At 71.2% G+C, this 17,259-nt stretch carries 15 protein-coding genes and 1 pseudogene; 6 read left to right on the top strand and 10 right to left on the bottom strand.

Annotated features, from left to right (window positions below):
• Together BST11_RS11110 and BST11_RS11115 are read left to right on the top strand one after the other, a co-directional pair.
• A pseudogene (locus tag BST11_RS11110) lies at positions 1-211 on the top strand (hypothetical protein); the annotation flags it as partial.
• Positions 208-654, top strand: a complete 447-nt coding sequence (locus BST11_RS11115) for a ferritin-like domain-containing protein (RefSeq protein WP_083138039.1) — start codon at positions 208-210, stop codon at positions 652-654. The pseudogene BST11_RS11110 and the gene BST11_RS11115, both read left to right, overlap by 4 nt.
• 56 nt (positions 655-710) lie before the next feature.
• Here the strand turns inward: BST11_RS11115 and BST11_RS11120 are convergent, their stop codons facing one another.
• From BST11_RS11120 to mqo, 9 genes are all read right to left on the bottom strand, one after another.
• A complete protein-coding gene (locus BST11_RS11120) occupies positions 711-2,477 on the bottom strand; it encodes a proline--tRNA ligase (RefSeq protein ID WP_083138040.1) in 1,767 nt (588 codons plus the stop codon).
• Between the two features lie 103 nt (positions 2,478-2,580).
• A complete protein-coding gene (locus tag BST11_RS11125) occupies positions 2,581-3,819 on the bottom strand; it encodes a GNAT family N-acetyltransferase (RefSeq protein WP_083138041.1) in 1,239 nt (412 codons plus the stop codon).
• A gap of 149 nt (positions 3,820-3,968) precedes the next feature.
• Positions 3,969-5,561, bottom strand: coding sequence for an MFS transporter (locus tag BST11_RS11130; RefSeq protein WP_067323667.1), 1,593 nt, complete (start codon positions 5,559-5,561; stop codon positions 3,969-3,971).
• 33 nt (positions 5,562-5,594) lie between these two features.
• On the bottom strand, positions 5,595-6,791 hold the full coding sequence (cobA, locus tag BST11_RS11135) for a uroporphyrinogen-III C-methyltransferase (protein ID WP_083138042.1): 1,197 nt from the start codon (positions 6,789-6,791) through the stop codon (positions 5,595-5,597).
• Positions 6,792-6,828: 37 nt separating this feature from the next.
• Entirely contained in the window at positions 6,829-8,196 is a 1,368-nt protein-coding gene (locus tag BST11_RS11140; RefSeq protein ID WP_083138043.1) for a cobyrinic acid a,c-diamide synthase CobB, read from the bottom strand.
• Positions 8,193-8,816, bottom strand: a complete 624-nt coding sequence (gene cobO / locus BST11_RS11145) for a cob(I)yrinic acid a,c-diamide adenosyltransferase (RefSeq protein ID WP_083138044.1) — start codon at positions 8,814-8,816, stop codon at positions 8,193-8,195. The genes BST11_RS11140 and cobO overlap by 4 nt, the downstream gene beginning before the upstream one ends.
• A 15-nt stretch (positions 8,817-8,831) precedes the next feature.
• The gene (locus BST11_RS11150; protein ID WP_083138045.1) at positions 8,832-10,667 is read right to left on the bottom strand and encodes a magnesium chelatase subunit D family protein; all 1,836 of its coding nucleotides are present in this window, start codon (positions 10,665-10,667) and stop codon (positions 8,832-8,834) included.
• Entirely contained in the window at positions 10,664-11,131 is a 468-nt protein-coding gene (locus BST11_RS11155; protein ID WP_083138046.1) for a GNAT family N-acetyltransferase, read from the bottom strand. Before BST11_RS11155 ends, BST11_RS11150 begins: the two co-directional genes overlap by 4 nt.
• Positions 11,128-12,615 (bottom strand): malate dehydrogenase (quinone), encoded by a 1,488-nt coding sequence (gene mqo / locus BST11_RS11160; protein ID WP_083138047.1) that lies wholly within the window; start codon positions 12,613-12,615, stop codon positions 11,128-11,130. Before mqo ends, BST11_RS11155 begins: the two co-directional genes overlap by 4 nt.
• Positions 12,616-12,695: 80 nt before the next feature.
• Between mqo and BST11_RS11165 the strand changes: the two genes are divergently transcribed.
• Together BST11_RS11165 and mtr are read left to right on the top strand one after the other, a co-directional pair.
• A complete protein-coding gene (locus BST11_RS11165) occupies positions 12,696-13,709 on the top strand; it encodes an alpha/beta hydrolase (protein WP_244897613.1) in 1,014 nt (337 codons plus the stop codon).
• Between the two features lie 8 nt (positions 13,710-13,717).
• The gene (gene mtr / locus BST11_RS11170; RefSeq protein ID WP_083138048.1) at positions 13,718-15,097 is read left to right on the top strand and encodes a mycothione reductase; all 1,380 of its coding nucleotides are present in this window, start codon (positions 13,718-13,720) and stop codon (positions 15,095-15,097) included.
• A 2-nt stretch (positions 15,098-15,099) separates the two neighbouring features.
• On the opposite strand, the gene BST11_RS11175 is transcribed toward mtr, so the two are convergent.
• Positions 15,100-15,576 carry a Fur family transcriptional regulator gene (locus BST11_RS11175; protein WP_083138049.1) on the bottom strand — a complete coding sequence of 159 codons (477 nt, stop codon included), beginning with the start codon at positions 15,574-15,576 and terminating at the stop codon, positions 15,100-15,102.
• A 113-nt stretch (positions 15,577-15,689) separates the two neighbouring features.
• Between BST11_RS11175 and nicT the strand changes: the two genes are divergently transcribed.
• Entirely contained in the window at positions 15,690-16,826 is a 1,137-nt protein-coding gene (gene nicT, locus BST11_RS11180) for a Nickel transporter NicT (RefSeq protein ID WP_083138050.1), read from the top strand.
• A 96-nt stretch (positions 16,827-16,922) separates the two neighbouring features.
• Positions 16,923-17,258: a hydrogenase maturation nickel metallochaperone HypA gene (locus BST11_RS11185; RefSeq protein WP_083138051.1), complete on the top strand. Its 336-nt coding sequence runs from the start codon at positions 16,923-16,925 to the stop codon at positions 17,256-17,258.
• Position 17,259 lies beyond the last annotated feature (1 nt).

The raw sequence follows: 17,259 nt of genomic DNA on the forward strand, positions 1-17,259 counted from the left end.
CTCCAGCCCCAGCGCGGCCCCGCCGCCGGGCCCACCGCCGCCCCCGCCGCCGGTGTCCGACGTGATCGATGCGCTGCACGCGTCGGCCGACGCCGCCGGGCGGCTGGTGACCACCGAGTCGGGCTACCGGGCGGGTCTGTTGGCCTCGATCGCCGCCTCCTGCACGGCGTCCTACCAGGTGGCGCTGGTGCCCGGGGGGCCGTCGATATGAGCAGCGGCAAGGACGCCGACAACGCCGCGCTGTGCGACGCGCTGGCCATCGAGCACTCGACGATCTACGGCTACGGCATCGTGTCGGCGATGTCGCCGCCCAGTGTCAACGGCATGGTGGTCGAGGCCCTGGGCCAGCACCGCCAGCGCCGCGACGACGTCATGGCGATGCTGGCCGCCCGCCAGGTCAATCCCCCGGTCGCCGCGCCCGGCTACCAGTTACCGATGCTGGTGGCCAGCGCGGCGGACGCGGCGCGGCTGGCGGTCCGGATGGAAAACGACGGCGCGACGGCGTGGCGCGCGGTCATCGAGCACGCCGAGACGGCCGACGACCGCGCGTTCGCCTCGACGGCGCTGACGCAGAGCGCGGTCATGGCCGCGCGGTGGAACAAGGTGCTGGGCGCCTGGCCCATCACGACGAGCTTCCCGGGCGGCAACGAGTAAGGCAGCTGAGTAGGCACCGAGCAGGCACCGAGTAGGCACCGAGCAGGCACCGGCGGCTAACCGCTCAGGGCCGCCGCGATATCGCCGGCCAGCGACGGACCCACGGCCAGCTCGCGGGTCTGGCCGGCGAAGCGGTCGCGCAGCTCCACGACGCCGTCCGCCCAGCCCCGGCCCACCACCACGATCCACGGCACCCCCAGCAGCTCGGCGTCCTTGAACTTGACGCCCGGCGAGGCCTGCCGGTCGTCGAGCAGCACGTCGACACCGAGCCGGTCGAGGTCCTCGGCAAGGGCGGTCGCCCCGGCGCGCGCCTGGGCGTCCTTGTTGGCGATCACCAGGTGCGCGTCGAACGGCGAGACGGCCGACGGCCAGCGCAGGCCCAGCTCGTCGTGGTGCTGCTCCGCGATGACGGCCACCATCCGCGATATGCCCAGGCCGTAGGACCCCATGGTCAGCCGCACCGGCTTGCCGTCCTCGCCCAGCACGTCAACGGTGAAGGCGTCGGTGTACTTGCGGCCGAGCTGGAAGATGTGGCCGATCTCGATGCCGCGCGCGGAGACCAGCGGGCCGGCGCCGTCCGGCGACAAATCGCCGTCGCGCACCTCGGCGGCCTCGATGGTGCCGTCGGCGGTGAAGTCCCGGCCGGCCACCAGCCCCACGACGTGGCGGCCGGGCTCGTCGGCGCCGGTGATCCAGCTGGTGCCGTCCACCACCCGCGGGTCGACGAGATAGCGAACACCGTTCTCGCGCAAGGCTTTCGGGCCGATATAACCCTTCACCAGGAAGGGGTATTTGGCGAAGTCGGCGTCGTCGAGCAACGCGTAGTCGGCCGGTTCCAGCGCCGCGCCCAGCCGCTTCTCGTCGACCTCGCGGTCGCCGGGCACCCCGATCCCCAACAGCTCCCAGTCCCCGCCGGGCTGGCGCACCCTGAGCATGACGTTCTTGAGCGTGTCGGCCGCGGTGACGGCGCGACCCAGGCCGGCCCCGTCGGCCGAGTTGGCCCACTCCACCAGCGTGGCGATCGTCGGGGTGTCGCCGGTGTCGTGGACGACGGCCTCGGGCAACCCGGCCACGACGTCCGCCGGCGGCGCCGGCGGGCGCGCGGTGACGACCGCCTCGACGTTGGCCGCGTAGCCGGACTCCAGGCACCGCACGAAGGTGTCCTCGCCGACCTCGCTCTCGGCCAGGAATTCCTCAGAGGCGCTGCCGCCCATCGCGCCCGACACCGCGGACACGATGACGTAGCGCACCCGCAGGCGCGCGAAGATGCGCTGATACGCCTCGCGGTGCGCGTGGTAGGCGGCCTTGAGCCCGGCGTCGTCGACGTCGAAGGAGTAGGAGTCCTTCATCACGAACTCCCGCACCCGCAGGATGCCGGCCCTCGGCCGCGCCTCGTCGCGGTACTTGTTCTGGATCTGGAACAGCAGCAGCGGAAAGTCCTTGTAGGAGCTGTATTCGCCCTTGACCGTCAGGGCGAAGAGCTCCTCGTGGGTGGGGCCCAGCAGGTAGTCGTTGCCGCGCCGGTCCTTGAGGCGAAAGACGCCGTCGCCGTACTCGGTCCAGCGGTTGGTCGTCTCGTACGGCGCGCGCGGCAGCAGCGCGGGGAACAGGATCTCCTGGCCGCCGATCGCGGTCATCTCGTCGCGCACGACGCGTTCGATCTTGCGCAGCACCCGCAGCCCCAGCGGCAGCCAGCTGTACAGCCCGGGAGCCACGGGCCGGACGTACCCGGCGCGGATGAGCAGCTTGTGGCTGGGCACTTCGGCGTCGGCGGGATCGTCGCGCAGGGTGCGCAGGAACAGCTCGGACATCCGGGTGATCACAGCGGGCAAGCCTAACGGGCGGGTCGACGTCGCGGTGCCCGGCGCCGCCGGTCGGGCGGGGGCAGAAGAGTGGCGTCAGAACGGTGGCATCAGAACGGTGGCATCAGAACAGCGTGCCGCAATACGGTGCCCGTTGGGTCGTGAAGACCGTGTCCAGGTCGAGCAGCGCGCCGCTGCGCAATTCGGTGATGCGGCCGGCCTGGTGGAGCTCCCACGCCCGATGCGCGCCCATGTAGATCGATCCCAGGTCGCCAAGACCGATTTCGACGTCGGCGGGCCCGTCGTGCGGCACGCACGTCCCGGCGCCGTCGCGGGTGCGGAGCAGGTAGCGCCCTCCCGCGACGCGGAGCGGATCCGTGACCTCCAGGACGATGTCGGCGTCGGCACGATAGACCCGTTTGCGAAGAACCCCGGGCACGTCCATGATTCGCATCCACAAAAAATCGTTCACGCGGATCGTCTGCGCGGCCAGCTGGTCCTTCAGCTTGAGCGGAAGCGGATCATCGACGGGCGTTTCGATGATGCTGTTGTCTAACATCTTCAGGCTCAGCAGCGTCGCCAACAGGTCGGTGTGCGCCTCGGGCGTGACCGGGCAGAAGTCCTGGACGACCAGGTCGCCAAAGGGTCGGCGGAATGCGTGCGGCGAGGCTCCCATCACGCGGTAGGTCAAAAAACCGTCCGGATGAACGATGAAATTGAGCGCCGATCCGTTGTCCCGTTGCGTCACCCTGTCTTCCAGGAAGTCGGCCCACCACCCGCGGTCGCGGCTCAGCGTCCCGGGCGTGACCGCACACCATCGTTCGTACAGCGCGGGCAGCAGTTGCTCCGCCTGGGAGGCGTCGACGACGCGCGCCGGGTTTCGGTCGGGCTTGGCGCGCAGCTCGGTGAAGCGTGGCTCGAGGTTGTAAGTCCGCGCGTAGGTGGCCACGCCGCCACCCAGGATCTCGTACACCGTCGGCTGGGTCGGAACGCCACAGAGGATCGGATACTTGCGTTCCTGCAGTATCCCGAAGCCGCGGATGCTGAGCTGCTGCCAGATGCCCCTGCCCAGATGCGTTGGGGCGACGGCTATCATGGCCAGCCACGCCGCCCGCACCGTGGCGCCGCCCGGTACGGTGAGCCGCAGTCTGTAGCACAGCGAGGTGCCGACCACGGTGGGGCGCCGCGGATTGGAGACGTCCTCGGCGACCAGGATGTCTTCGACGTCGATGCGGCGCTTCCAGGCTTCGACGTCGGACGGCTCCACCGAAACGCCATAAGCGCCCGCCTGGTTCGCATAGACGGCCTGCCAGTCGTCATCGGTGGCCAATCTGATCCGGATCGCGTCGTCCGTCGTGTCCATCCCTCGTCCCATCGGTCGCTTCTCGACGCTTCCCGAAGGCGTCGCCTGGACGGCACTACCCCGCCGGACACCCCGTCAATCACCCGCTCTAGCGGCGCTATTCGGCCGACGGGCCGCAATCCTGTGCGCGCAACGGTTGCGGCGCGCTGTTACAGCTCGCCGGCGTCGATCGCGTCCTTGACCTCTTGCGCGTGCGCGACCTGCTGGGGCGTGTAGCCGATGAACAGCGCCGCGGCGCCGACGATGACGGCCGCCCCGGCCACCCACAGCAGGCCGTAGGTGTAGCCGTGGTCCAGCGCGCCCAGCTGCGCGTCGTTCATGAACTTCACCGGGCCCGTGGTGCCGCCCAGATACAGCGTGCGCGAGGTGATCACGGCCTGGATGACGGCCAGCACGAGCGGGCCGCCCAGGCTCTGGGCCATCAGCGCGATGGCCGACACCGGCCCGATCTGGTCGAAGCCGACCCCGGCGATCGCCGACAGGGTCAGCGGGACCACCGCCATGCCGATGCCGATCCCGCCCACGATGATGGGCAGCACCAGGTTGGGGAAGTAGGGCACGCCGCGGTGCATGAAGCCCCAGCCGTACAGCATCGCCCAGAACAGCAGGATGCCGCCGCCGATCGTCAGCACCCGCGGCGAGAACCGCGACACCAGCTGCGAGGACACCCCCAGGCCGATGCCCATGGCGATGACGAACGGGATGAAGCCGACGCCGGCGCGCAACGCGCTGTAGCCCAGGATGTCCTGCACGTACAGGCCGATGCAGACCGTCAGGCTGAACATCACGCCGCCGGCCAGGAAGATCGCGGTGAAGGTGACCAGCCGGTTGCGGTCGCGGAACAGGCGGAACGGCACGACGGGGTTTTCGGCGGTGCGCTCCACCACGATGAACGCGAGCGCGGAGGCCAGCGCCACCGCCGCCGAGCCGATCGTGGTGAGCGAGATCCAGCCCTTCTCCGGGCCCATCGAGAACGCGAAGACGGCGGCGGTGCAGGCCACGGTGGCCAGCACGGCCCCGGCCGCGTCGAGCTTCATCCGCTCCCGGTTGGTTTCCCGCAGCGCGGTGCGCGCCAGGTAGATCATCACCAGCCCGATCGGCACGTTCACCAAAAACGCCAGCCGCCAGGACAACTCGGTCAGCGCGCCGCCGACCACCAGGCCCATCACCGAGCCGACCGCGGTCATGGCGGCGAACACCGCCGTGGCGGCGTTGCGCGCCGGGCCCTTCGGGAAGGTGGTCGCCACCAGCGCGAGACCGGTCGGCGACGCGATGGCCGACCCGATGCCCTGCAGCAGCCGGGCGATGACCATGGTCGCCTCGTCCCACGCGACCGCGCACAGCACGGAGGAGATGGTGAACAGCGCGACGCCGACGATGAAGGTGCGCTTGCGCCCGATGGTGTCGCCGAGGCGCCCGCCGAGCAGCATCAGCCCGCCGAACGTCAGCACGTACGCGGTGATGACCCAGCTACGGCCGGCGTCGGACAGGCTCAGCTCGTTCTGGATCTTCGGCAGCGCGACGATGGCGACGGTGCTGTCCATGGTGGCCAGCAGCTGCATGCCGCCGATGGCGATCACGGCCGCGATGAAGCGCCAGGAGGGCATCCACGCCGGGTAATACCGGCTGATGCGCGATGAGGCGGTCTCCTCCGGGCGCGTTTCACGCACCGGGGCCGGACGATCGGGGCGTGCGGATGCCATGTTTCGGCCCGCGCGCTCGGTGTCGTTGAGAGCCGTCATAATGGGTTACCTTACAGTAATCTTAAGAATCGTTTAAACGCCGAACGCAGCAACCGAGCCGATGACGATGATCGCGGGAGGTCGGATCCCCTCCGCGCGGATCTTCTCGGGCGTGTCGGCGAGGGTGGCCCGCAACGTGTGTTGAGCTGCCGTTGTTCCGTGCTGGACCACCAGCACCGGAGTATCCGCAGGTCGGCCGCCGTTGAGCAGGGCGTCGACGAAAAGTTCGATCCGCTCGACCGCCATCAGCAAAACGATCGTGCCGCGCAGGGCGGCCAATGCGTCCCAATTGACTAACGATTCGGGGTGCCCCGGCGCGACGTGGCCGCTGACCACCACGAACTCGTGATTTACGGCCCGGTGCGTGACCGGAACACCCGCCAGGGCGGGCACGCCTATGGCGCTGGTCACACCCGGCACCACGGTCACCGGAATCCCGGCGTCGGCGCACGCCAGCACCTCCTCGTAGCCGCGCGCGAAGACGAAGGGGTCGCCGCCCTTGAGGCGGACTACGAAGCTGCCCGACCGGGCCCGGTCGATCATGACGTCGTTGATCGCGTCCTGGGCCATGGCCCGCCCGTACGGGATCTTGGCCGCGTCGATGACTTCCACGTGCGGCGGCAGCTCGGCGAGCAGTTCCGGCGGCGCGAGCCGGTCGGCGACGACGACGTCGGCCTGGGCGAGCAGGCGGCGGCCGCGGACGGTGATCAGTTCGGGATCCCCGGGCCCGCCGCCGATCAGCGCCACGCTGCCCTTGACGACGTCGTCGCTTTCCGCGGTGATCAGGCCCTGCTGCAGGGCCTCCCGGATGGCCGACCGGATCGCGGCCGAGCGGCGGTGCTCGCCGCCGGCCAGCACCCCCACCGACAACCCCGCGTAGCCGAACGTGGCCGGGGTCACCGCGCTGCCCTCGACGGCGATGTCGGCCCGAACGCAAAAGATGTGGCGGCGGTCGGCTTCGGCGACGACGGCCGCGTTCACCCGCGCGTCGTCGGTGGCGGCGATCGCGTACCAGGCACCGTCGAGGTCGCCGTCGCGGTATTCGCGCACCGACAGCGCGATGCCGCTCATCGCCTCGACGGCCGGGGTGGCGCTGCGCGAGATGACGTGAACGTCGGCGCCGCTGGCGATGAGCAGGGGCAGCCGGCGCTGCGCGACGTTCCCCCCGCCGACCACCACGACCTTCTTGCCGGCCAGCCGCAATCCGGCCAGGTAGGCGTTCTCGGTCACCGGCCAAGCCTAAAGGTTGACCGTGAGCCGGCGGGCGTTACGCGCGCGCCGTCGCGGCGTGCGCGACGAAGCGCGCCACCGCGGCCGGCGCGGCGGCCGGGTGGGTGTGCAGGTACGACGCGTGGACGCCGGCGTACACGACGCCGTCGCGCACCGTGCCGTCGCCGCCGGCGTACACCCACGCCGGCCGGTAGTCCTCGGCGAAAATGACTGCGGTCCGGTGGAATTCGTGCCCGACCACCCGTTGTCCGGCGGAGTACAGCGGCGAGTCGGTGACGGCGACGGCGTCGCGGTAGGCCAGCGTGAGGTGCGGGGTGAACCGCGCCGATCCGGCCAGCACGCCGCACATCGGGTGGCCGTCGAGTTCGGCGGCGAGGTAGACCAGCCCGGCGCATTCGGCGTGCACGGGTGCGCCCGCGGCGGCCAGCTCGTTGATCTGGCGCCGGACCAGATCGTTGGCCGACAGCTCCGCGGTGAACTGTTCGGGAAAGCCGCCGGGCAGCAGGACGGCGTCGGCGCCGTCGGGCAGCGCGTCGGCGAGCGGGTCGAACTCGGCCACGTCGGCGCCGGCGGCGCGCAGCAGCTCGGCGTGTTCGGCATAGCCGAAGCTGAAGGCCTTTCCACTCGCCATCGCGACGGTGGCGCGCGCGCCAGCCGCCTGCCCCACCGCGGCCGCGGGGTCCCACGGCCGATCGGCGGCGCGGCACCCGGCGGCGGCTGCTGTCTTCATGACGGCGGCCAGGTCGACGTGGCCGGCGACCAGCGCGGTCATCGCGTCGACCGCGGCGTGCGCGCGGTGGCCGTACTCCACCGCGGTGATGAGCCCGAGATGCCTTGTGGGCAACTCCAATTCGGCGGCGCGGGGGATGGCGCCGAGCACCGGGACCCCGGCCTGCTCGCAGCCCTGCCGCAGCACCTGCTCGTGCCGGGCCGACCCGACCCGGTTGAGGATGACGCCGGTCACCCGGGTCGCGGCGTCGAACGTCGAAAAGCCGTGCAGCAGCGCGGCGACGCTGTGCCCCTGGCCGCGCGCGTCGACCACCAGGATCACCGGGGCGCCCAGCAGGCCGGCGACGTGAGCGGTGGAACCGGCCGCGGGCGGGGTGGTTCCGATGCGCCCGTCGAACAGCCCCATCACGCCCTCGATGACGGCGATGTCGGCACCGCCGGCGCCGTGGGCGTAGAGCGGGCCGATGAGGCGCTCGCCCACCAGGACCGGGTCGAGGTTGCGGCCGGGCCGGCCCGCGGCCAGGCCGTGGTAGCCGGGGTCGATGAAGTCGGGGCCGACCTTGAACGGTGCGACGGTGTGGCCCGCCCGGCGCAGGGCGCCGATCAAACCCGTTGCGACGGTGGTCTTTCCGCTGCCCGACGCGGGCGCGGCGATCACCACCGCGGGGACGCTCACCACTCGATGCCCTTCTGCCCCTTGCGGCCGGCGTCCATCGGGTGCTTGACCTTGGTCATCTCGGTGACCAGGTCGGCGGCCTCGACCAGCCGCGGCGGGGCGTCGCGGCCGGTGATCACGACGTGCTGGCGGCCGGGCCGGGCCGCCAGGACCCGCACGACGTCGTCGACGTCGACCCAGCCCCACTTCAGCGGGTAGGTGAATTCGTCGAGCACGTAGAAGTCGTGGCGCTGCTCGGCCAGCCGGCGCGCGATCTCGGCCCACCCGTCGGCCGCGACCGCGGCGTGATCGACGTCGCCGCCCGGCTTCCCTGGCTTGCGTATCCACGACCAGCCCGCACCCATCTTGTGCCATTCGACGGGCCCGCCGAGGCGGTAGCGCTCGTGCAGCTCGCCGAGTTGGGCGAAGGCCGCCTCCTCCCCGACCTTCCATTTGGCGCTCTTGACGAACTGGAAGACGACCACGCTGAGCCCGGCGTTCCACGCCCGCAACGCCATTCCGAACGCCGCGGTCGATTTGCCTTTGCCCGCACCGGTGTGGACGGCCAGCACGGGCGTGTTGCGCCGCGCCCTGGTCGTCAGGCCGTCGTCGGGCACGTTCAGCGGTTTTCCCTGTGGCATAAGCGCCCGTCTCTCTCAGGCCGCGCCGCGCACGGCCCGGGTCAGGTGGTCGGCGCGCAACCGCTCCAGCCGCACCGCCGGCGCCCCGAGCTGATCGGCGAGCCGGTCGGCCAACCCCAGGCGCACGTAGGAGGTCTCGCAGTCCACCACCACCGCGGCGGCGCCCTCGGCGAGCAGCTTCGCCGCCGCGATCCGGCTGCGTCCCAACGGGTCCGGCCCGGCGGTGGCCCGGCCGTCGGTGAGCACCACCACCAGCGGGCGGCGCGCCCGGTCGCGGGCTCGTTCCCGGACGATCAGCTCGCGCGCGGCCAGCAGGCCCTCCGCGAGCGGGGTTTTGCCGCCGGTGTCGAACCGGGCCAGCCGCCGCCCGGCGATGTGCGCCGACGACGTCGGCGGCAGCAGCAGCCGCGCGCCGGCCTGCCGGAACGTGATGACGGCGACCTTGTCGCGGCGCTGGTAGGCGTCGCGCAGCAGCGACAGGGTGGCGCCGCTCACGGCGGCCATGCGGTCGCGGGCGGCCATCGACCCGGAAGCGTCGACGACGAAGATCACCAGGTTGCCCTCGCGCCCCTCGCGGATGGCCCGGCGCACGTCGGGCGGCGCCGGCCGCAGCGGGCCGGCCCCGGCGCGCTCGGCGGCCGAGAGCAGGGTCGCGAACAGGTGCAGGCCGTGGGCGCCGGCGTCGTCGGCGCCGGCCGCCGCGACGACGCTGCCCGAGGCGTTGCGGGCCCGCGACCGGCGCCCCGGCGCGCCCTCGCCGACGCCGGGGACGGTCAGCGCCCGGGTGCGAAACGTGGCCGATGGTGGCGCGCTGGGCTTCGCCTTCGGCGCTCCCGCCGGCGGGCCCTGTCCCGAATCCTGTTGCGGCACATCCTGACCCGTGTCCACCGATTGCCCGCCGCCGGGTGGGTCGGGGTCGGGGTCGGGGTCGCCGGCCCGCCGCAGGGCCTCGTCGAGCTGGTCGCGGTCGATGCCGGGATCGTCGAACGGGTCGCGGCGGCGCCGGTGCGGCAACGCCAGTTCGGCGGCCACCCGGATGTCCTGCTCCTCGACGGTGGTGGCCCCGCGCCACGCGGCGTGCGCGACGGCGGCGCGGGCCACCACCAGGTCGGCGCGCATGCCGTCGACGTCGAACGCCGCGCACAGGACCGCGATGCGTCGTAATTCGTTGTCCGGCAATACCACGTCGTCGACCAGGGCTCGCGCGGTGGCGATCCGCCGGGCCAGTTCCGCGTCGGCGCCGGCGTACCGGTGCGCGAACCCGTCGGGGTCGGCCTCGTAGGCCATGCGCTGCCGGATGACCTCCGCCCGCACGTCGACGTCGCGGGAGGCGTGCACGTCGACGGTGAGACCGAACCGGTCGAGCAGCTGCGGGCGCAGCTCCCCCTCCTCGGGGTTCATCGTGCCGATCAGCACGAACCGCGCCTCGTGCGAATGGGAGATGCCGTCGCGCTCGACGTGCACCCGTCCCATCGCGGCGGCGTCCAGCAGCACGTCGACCAGGTGGTCGTGCAGCAGGTTGACCTCGTCGACGTAGAGCACGCCACCGTGCGCGCGGGCCAACAGCCCCGGGGAAAACGCGTGCTCGCCGTCGCGCAGCACCCGCTGCAGGTCCAGCGAACCGATCACCCGGTCTTCGGTTGCGCCGAGCGGCATTTCGACCAGGCCGGAGCCGGCGTTGCCCGACGCCGCCGCGAGCAGCGCCGCCAGCCCGCGCACGGCCGTCGACTTGGCGGTACCCTTCTCGCCGCGGATGAGCGCGCCGCCGATCTCGGGGCGGACGGCGCACAGCAGCAGCGCGAGCCGCAGCTGCTCGTGGCCCACGATGGCGCTGAACGGGTAGGGCTTCACGGCTGCGGGGGTGGTCGTGAGGGCTTGAGCATGGGCACGTGCGGGATGCCGTCGTCGACGAAATCGTCCCCGTCGCGGACGAATCCGTGCTGCGCGTACATGTCGGCCAGGTAGGTCTGCGCGTCGATGCGGCAGGGGTAGTCGCCGACCTCGGCCAGCGCGGCGCGCAGCAGCCGGGTGGTGTGGCCTTGCCCGCGCGCGCTGCGCTTGGTGCACAGCCGGCCGATGCGGAACGCCTTCTCGCCCCCGGGGTGCTCCTCCATCAGCCGCAGCGTGCAGATCACCTCGCCGGCGGACGTCTCCAGCCAGAAGTGCCGGGTCTCGGCGAGCAGGTCGCGCCCGTCCAGCTCGGGATAGGGGCAGGCCTGCTCGACCACGAACACCTCCACCCGCAGCTTGAGCAGCTCGTAAAGGGTTGGGGCGTCAAGGTCTTTGGACCAGGACCGGCGCAGTGCTTCGGTCACGACGCCTCCAGCCCCAGCGCCTTGGTGCCCCACGCCCACACCTCGTCGAACAGCGCGGGCTCGCGCGACAGCTGCGCCCCCAGCGACGGCACCATCTCCTTGAGCGTGGCCTGCCACGAACCGTAACGGTCGGGGAAGCAGCGCCGCAGGACGTCGAGCATGGCCGGCACGGCCGTCGACGCCCCCGGCGACCCGCCGAGCAGCCCCGCGATGCTGCCGTCACCGGCGCTGAGCACGGTGGTGTCGAAGTCCAGCGCCCCGCCCCTGCGCCGGTCGCGACGGATCACCTGTACCCTCTGCCCGGCCACCATCGGCTCCCAGTCGGAATCGACTGCGCCGGGGGCGAACTCGCGCAGCGCGCGCATCCGGTCGGGCTCCGAGAGCCGCAGCTGACCGATCAGGTAGTTGACCAGCGTCAGCTCGGTGAGCCCGACCCCGAGCATCGACACCAGGTTGTCCGGCCTGATCGAGCGGGGCAGGTCGGTGAAGTGGCCGTGTTTCAAGAACTTTGGCGACCAGCCGGCATACGGCCCGAACACCAGCCACGGCCTGCCGTTGACGAACCGGAGGTCCAGGTGCAGCGCGCCGAGCGGCGGGGCGCCCGGCGCCGGCGCGCCGTACACCTTGGCGCGGTGCGCGGCGGTGAGCGCGGGGTTGCCCGCGCGCAGGAACCGGCCGCCGATCGGGAAGCCCGCGAAGCCCTTGACCTCCTCGATGCCCGACCTCTGCAGCAGCCGCAGCGCGTCCCCGCCGGCGCCGACGAAGACGAATTTTGCGTTCAGCCGGCGCTTTTCGCCGGAGCGGCGGTTGCGGATGAGCAGCGTCCAGCCGCCGTCGGCCTGCCGGGCCAGGCTGCGCACCTCGTGGCCGAACAGCGCCGTGGCGCCGTGGCGCACGCAAAACCCGATCAGCTGCCGCGACAGCGCACCGAAGTCGACGTCGGTGCCGTCGGCGGCCCAGTTGAGCGCGGTCGGTTCGGAGAAGCCGCGATTGGCCGCCATGAACGGCAGCCGGCGCGCGAATTCGTCGGGATCCTCGATCAATTCGATGCGCGCGAAGAGCGGGTTGTGCGCGAGCGCGCGCTGCCGCCGCCGCAGGTAGTCCACGGCCGCCGCCCCGCGCACGAAGCTGGCGTGCGGGATCCGGTTGACGAAGCCGGGGTCGGTCAGGATGCCGTTCTCGGCGGCGTACGCCCAGAATTGGCGGGTCACCTGGAACTGCTCGTTGACGCGGACCGCCTTGCTGATGTCGATCGAGCCGTCGGGCCGCTGCGGGGTGTAGTTGAGTTCGCACAGCGCCGAATGCCCCGTGCCGGCGTTGTTCCACGGGCTGCTGCTTTCCGCGGCGACGGCGTCCAGCCGCTCGATCACGGTGATCGACCAGTCCGGCTCCAGCCGGCGCAGCAACGCCCCCAGTGTGGCGCTCATGATCCCGGCGCCCACCAGCGCGACGTCGGTCCGCGCGGTTGTGGCTAGCCCTGACACCGTCCCAGGTTATCCCGACGCGGTGTGGGCACTTGCGGCGTGCGGCCCCCGGTTCCCAGCAAAACCTTTAAGCTGGCCCCGTGACTGGCTGGCTGCCCGACGTGCTGCCCGGTTACTGGCGGCGCACGATCCCGCTCGGGCCCGATCCGGCCGGCGAGGGCGACGTCGTGGCAACGCTGATCCGGCGCGGCGAGCCGACCGGGCCCGAGCGCCACGCGGTGCTGGCCGTGCACGGCTACACCGACTATTTCTTCAACGCGGCGCTGGCGGATCACTTCGCCGGGCGGGGCTTCGCCTTCTACGCGCTCGACCTACAGAAGTGCGGCCGGTCGCGGCGCGACGGGCAGACCCCGCACTTCATCACCGACCTCGCCCACTACGACGCCGAACTCGCGCACGGTCTGTCGGCGATCCGCGCCGCGGGCCACAGCCGCGTCCTCGTCTACGGCCACTCCTCGGGCGGCCTCATCGTGTCGCTGTGGCTGGACCGGTTGCGCCGCCGCGATCCGGCCACGCACGCCGGCGTCGGCGGCCTGGTGCTCAACAGCCCGTTTCTGGATCTGCACGGCCCGGCGTTCCTGCGGCTGGCCGTCACGTCCGCGCTGATCGCCGGCCTGTCGCGGGTGTGGTCGAAGCGTGTGGTCCGGGCCCCCACCGACGGCGGCTACGGCACCACGTTGCACCGCGACTACCAGGGTGAGTTCGACTACGACCTGCGATGGAAACCGGTGGGCGGCTTCCCGATCACCCTCGGCTGGCTGCACGCCGTCCGCCGCGGCCAGATCAGGCTGCATCGCGGGCTCGACGTCGGCGTGCCGAACCTGATCCTGCGTTCGGATCACAGCGTGCGCGAATCCGCCGACCCGGCGTCGATGCAACGCGGCGACGCCGTTCTCGACGTCACCCAGATCGCCAGGTGGGCCGGTTGCATCGGGAATCGCAGCGCCGTCGTCCCGGTGCCCGACGCCAAACACGACGTGTTCTTGTCGCTGCCGGGTCCGCGCGAGGCGGCCTATCGCCAACTGGACGGGTGGCTGGACGGCTACCTGCGCGCCGACGACAGCCGAGCCTCCGCATCCTCGGGGAAGGGGTGAGGCCAAGCATGGAAACCTACGACATCGCGATCATCGGAACCGGCTCGGGCAACAGCATTCTCGACGATCGCTATTCGGACAAGCGCGCAGCCATCTGCGAGCAGGGCACGTTCGGGGGCACCTGCCTGAACGTCGGGTGCATCCCGACGAAGATGTTCGTCTACGCCGCCGAGGTCGCCGCCAGCATCCGGGACGCGTCGCGCTACGGCGTCGACGCGCATATCGACCGGGTGCGCTGGGCAGACATCGTCTCGCGGGTCTTCGGGAGGATCGACCCGATCGCGCTCAGCGGCGAGGACTACCGGCGCGCCGCGCCCAACATCGACGTGTACGACGCGCACACCTCGTTCGGACCCGTGCAACCCGACGGTCGCTACCTGTTGCGCACCGACGCGGGTGAGGAGTTCTCCGCCGACCAGGTGGTGATCGCCGCGGGCTCGCGGGCGGTGATTCCGCCGGCGATCCTGGCGTCGGGCGTGAAGTACCACACCAGCGACACCGTCATGCGGATCGCCGAGCTGCCCGAGCGCGTCGCCATCGTCGGAAGCGGCTTCGTGGCAGCGGAATTCGCGCACATCTTCTCCGGGCTCGGCGCGCGCGTCACGCTGGTGATCCGGGGCAGCGGCATGCTGCGTCACTGCGACGACACCATCTGCGAGCGCTTCACCCGCATCGCGGCGACCAAGTGGGAGCTGCGCACCCACCGCACGGTCGCCGGCGCCGCCAACCGCGGTTCCGGCGTCGCGCTCGAGCTCGACGACGGCTCCACCGTGAACGCCGATCTGCTGCTGGTGGCGACCGGCCGGTTGTCCAACGCCGACCTGCTGGACGCCGAGCAGGCCGGCATCGACGTGCAGAACGGCCGGGTGGTGGTCGACGAGTACCAACGCACCACGGCGCGCGGCGTTTTCGCGCTCGGCGACGTCTCGTCGCCCTACCAGCTCAAGCACGTCGCCAACCACGAGGCCCGCGTCGTGCAGCACAACCTGCTGTGCGACTGGGACGACACCGAGTCCATGGCGGTGACCGACCACCGCTTCGTGCCGTCGGCGGTGTTCACCGACCCCCAGCTGGCGAGCGTCGGGCTGACCGAAAACCAGGCCGTCGCACGCGGATTCGACATCAAGGTCGCGGTGCAAAGCTACGGTGACATCGCCTACGGCTGGGCGATGGAGGACACCACCGGGCTCGTCAAACTCATCGCCGAAGCCAACAGCGGATGCCTGCTGGGCGCCCACATCATGGGTCACCAGGCGTCGTCGATCATCCAGCCGCTGATCCAGGCGATGAGTTTCGGGCTGACCGCCGGGGAAATGGCGCGCGGCCAGTACTGGATTCACCCCGCGCTGCCCGAGGTGGTCGAGAACGCCCTACTGGACCTGCGCTGAGGTCAGCCGCGCTGGCACTCCGGGCACAGGCCGTGCAGCGTCAGGCCCGCCGCCTCAGACAGCGCAAACGAACTGCCCGCCATCGCGTGCTCGAGCGCCGAACTCAGCTGGCGTGCGGGCACCTCGATGATCGAGCCGCACCGCGTGCACACGGCGTGGTGGTGGGGGGCGGTGGCCAGGCCGTAGGTGGTCACGCCGCCCTCGAGGGTCAACGCGTGCAGCACCCCCTGGTCGACGAGGGTCGTCACCGTGCGGTAGATGGTCGCCATGTCGGGCGGCTGGGTGCCGGGCGGCAGGCACGCCCGCACCCGTTGGTGGATCTCGGCCACCGCCAGGTGTCCGTTGACCGGCTCGAGCACCGCCAGCACCTGGATCCGTGACGCCATCCGGCGCAGCCCGCGGGCGCGGAGGAAGTCGCCGATGCGCTCGGCGACGGCCGGGTCGAGTGCGGGGGCCGGTTCGAAGGCCTTGGGCGTCACCCGTTCAGTGTCCCGCCCTGCACCGGGGATTGCCAGTTTTCGCGTCAACTTGGCGCGCCCGTCTCCTGCGATCAAGTTGCATTTGGCGCGCGGCGCGTCCTAATGTCGAGCCGGTGGCCAGCACCGAGCCCAACTGGCGGCCGTCACCCCTGAGCAGGCTTCGCGGCGCCCTGGCGCCGGCGGAATGGGGCCGATTGGCGGCGATGGCGGCGGTGATCGTCGCGCTGCACCTGATCGGCTGGCTCACCCTGGTGTGGATCGTCGACCCGCAGCGACTCAGCCTGGGCGGCAAGGCGTTTGGCATCGGCGTCGGGCTGACCGCCTACACGCTGGGCATGCGGCACGCCTTCGACGCCGACCACATCGCCGCCATCGACAACACCACCCGCAAGCTGATGGGCGACGGGCAGCGTCCCCTGGCCGTCGGCTTCTTTTTCTCGCTTGGCCACTCCACGGTGGTATTCGGGCTGGCGGTGCTGCTGGCGACGGGCGTCAAGGCGGTCGTCGGGCCGGTGGAGGACGACTCGTCGACGCTGCATCACTACACCGGGCTCATCGGCACCAGCGTCTCGGGCGTGTTCCTCTATCTCCTCGCCGTCCTCAACGTCATCGTCCTGGTCGGCATCCTGCGCGTCTTCGCCCGACTGCGCCGCGGCGACTACGACCCGGACGACGAGGCGCAGCTGGAACGGCAGCTGCAGAACCGCGGGCTGATCAACCGCTTCCTCGGCCGGTTCACGAAATCGATCACCAAGTCCTGGCACGTGTACCCGGTCGGGCTGTTGTTCGGGCTCGGTTTCGACACCGCCACCGAGATCGCGCTGCTGGTGCTGGCGGGCACCAGCGCGGCGGCCGGCCTGCCGTGGTACGCCATCCTGTGCCTGCCGGTGCTGTTCACCGCCGGCATGTGCCTACTGGACACCATCGACGGCTCGTTCATGAACTTCGCGTACGGCTGGGCCTTCTCCAACCCGGTGCGCAAGATCTACTACAACATCACCATCACCGGCCTGTCGGTGCTCGTCGCCGTGTTGATCGGCACCGTCGAGCTGCTCGGGCTGTTCGCCGGGCAGCTGGGGTGGCGGGGACCGTTCTGGCAGTGGCTGGGCGGCCTCGACCTCAACACCGTCGGCTTCGTCGTCGTCGGGATGTTCGTCGCCACCTGGGCGGTCGCGGTGCTCGTCTGGCGCTACGGCCGCATCGAGGAGAAGTGGGCCCCCGCCGCGGCCGGTGCCGACACGGCGACGTAGGCCGACGTCACCGGCGATCTCGGCGCTGCGCGGACACCGATCCGGGTGCAGACCCTCGTTTGGGTGAAGACCCTCTTTTGGGTGTAGAACAGTGCCATGCACGAGCTGTCGCTGTGCGAGGCGATCGCCGGTGTGGTCAAGACGCACGCCGACGGCCGGCACGTCGACGTGGTGCGCGTCCGGATCGGGGCGCTGCGCCAGGTGGTGCCGGAATCGCTGTCGTTCTGCTGGACGATGGTCCGGGACTCCGAGGACCTGCCCGACGCCGAGCTGGAACTCGAGTGCGTCACCGCCGAGGTGCGCTGCCGTTCGTGCGGGCGCCGATCCGAGATCACGTCGGCGTGGTCGATCTGGTGCCCGCGCTGCGACAGCCCCGACGTCGAGGTGCTGCACGGCAACGAGTTCCTGGTGACGTCGATGGACGTGTCGTGAA

It is taken from the genome of Mycobacterium alsense (assembly GCF_002086635.1).
GTDB lineage: Bacteria > Actinomycetota > Actinomycetes > Mycobacteriales > Mycobacteriaceae > Mycobacterium > Mycobacterium alsense.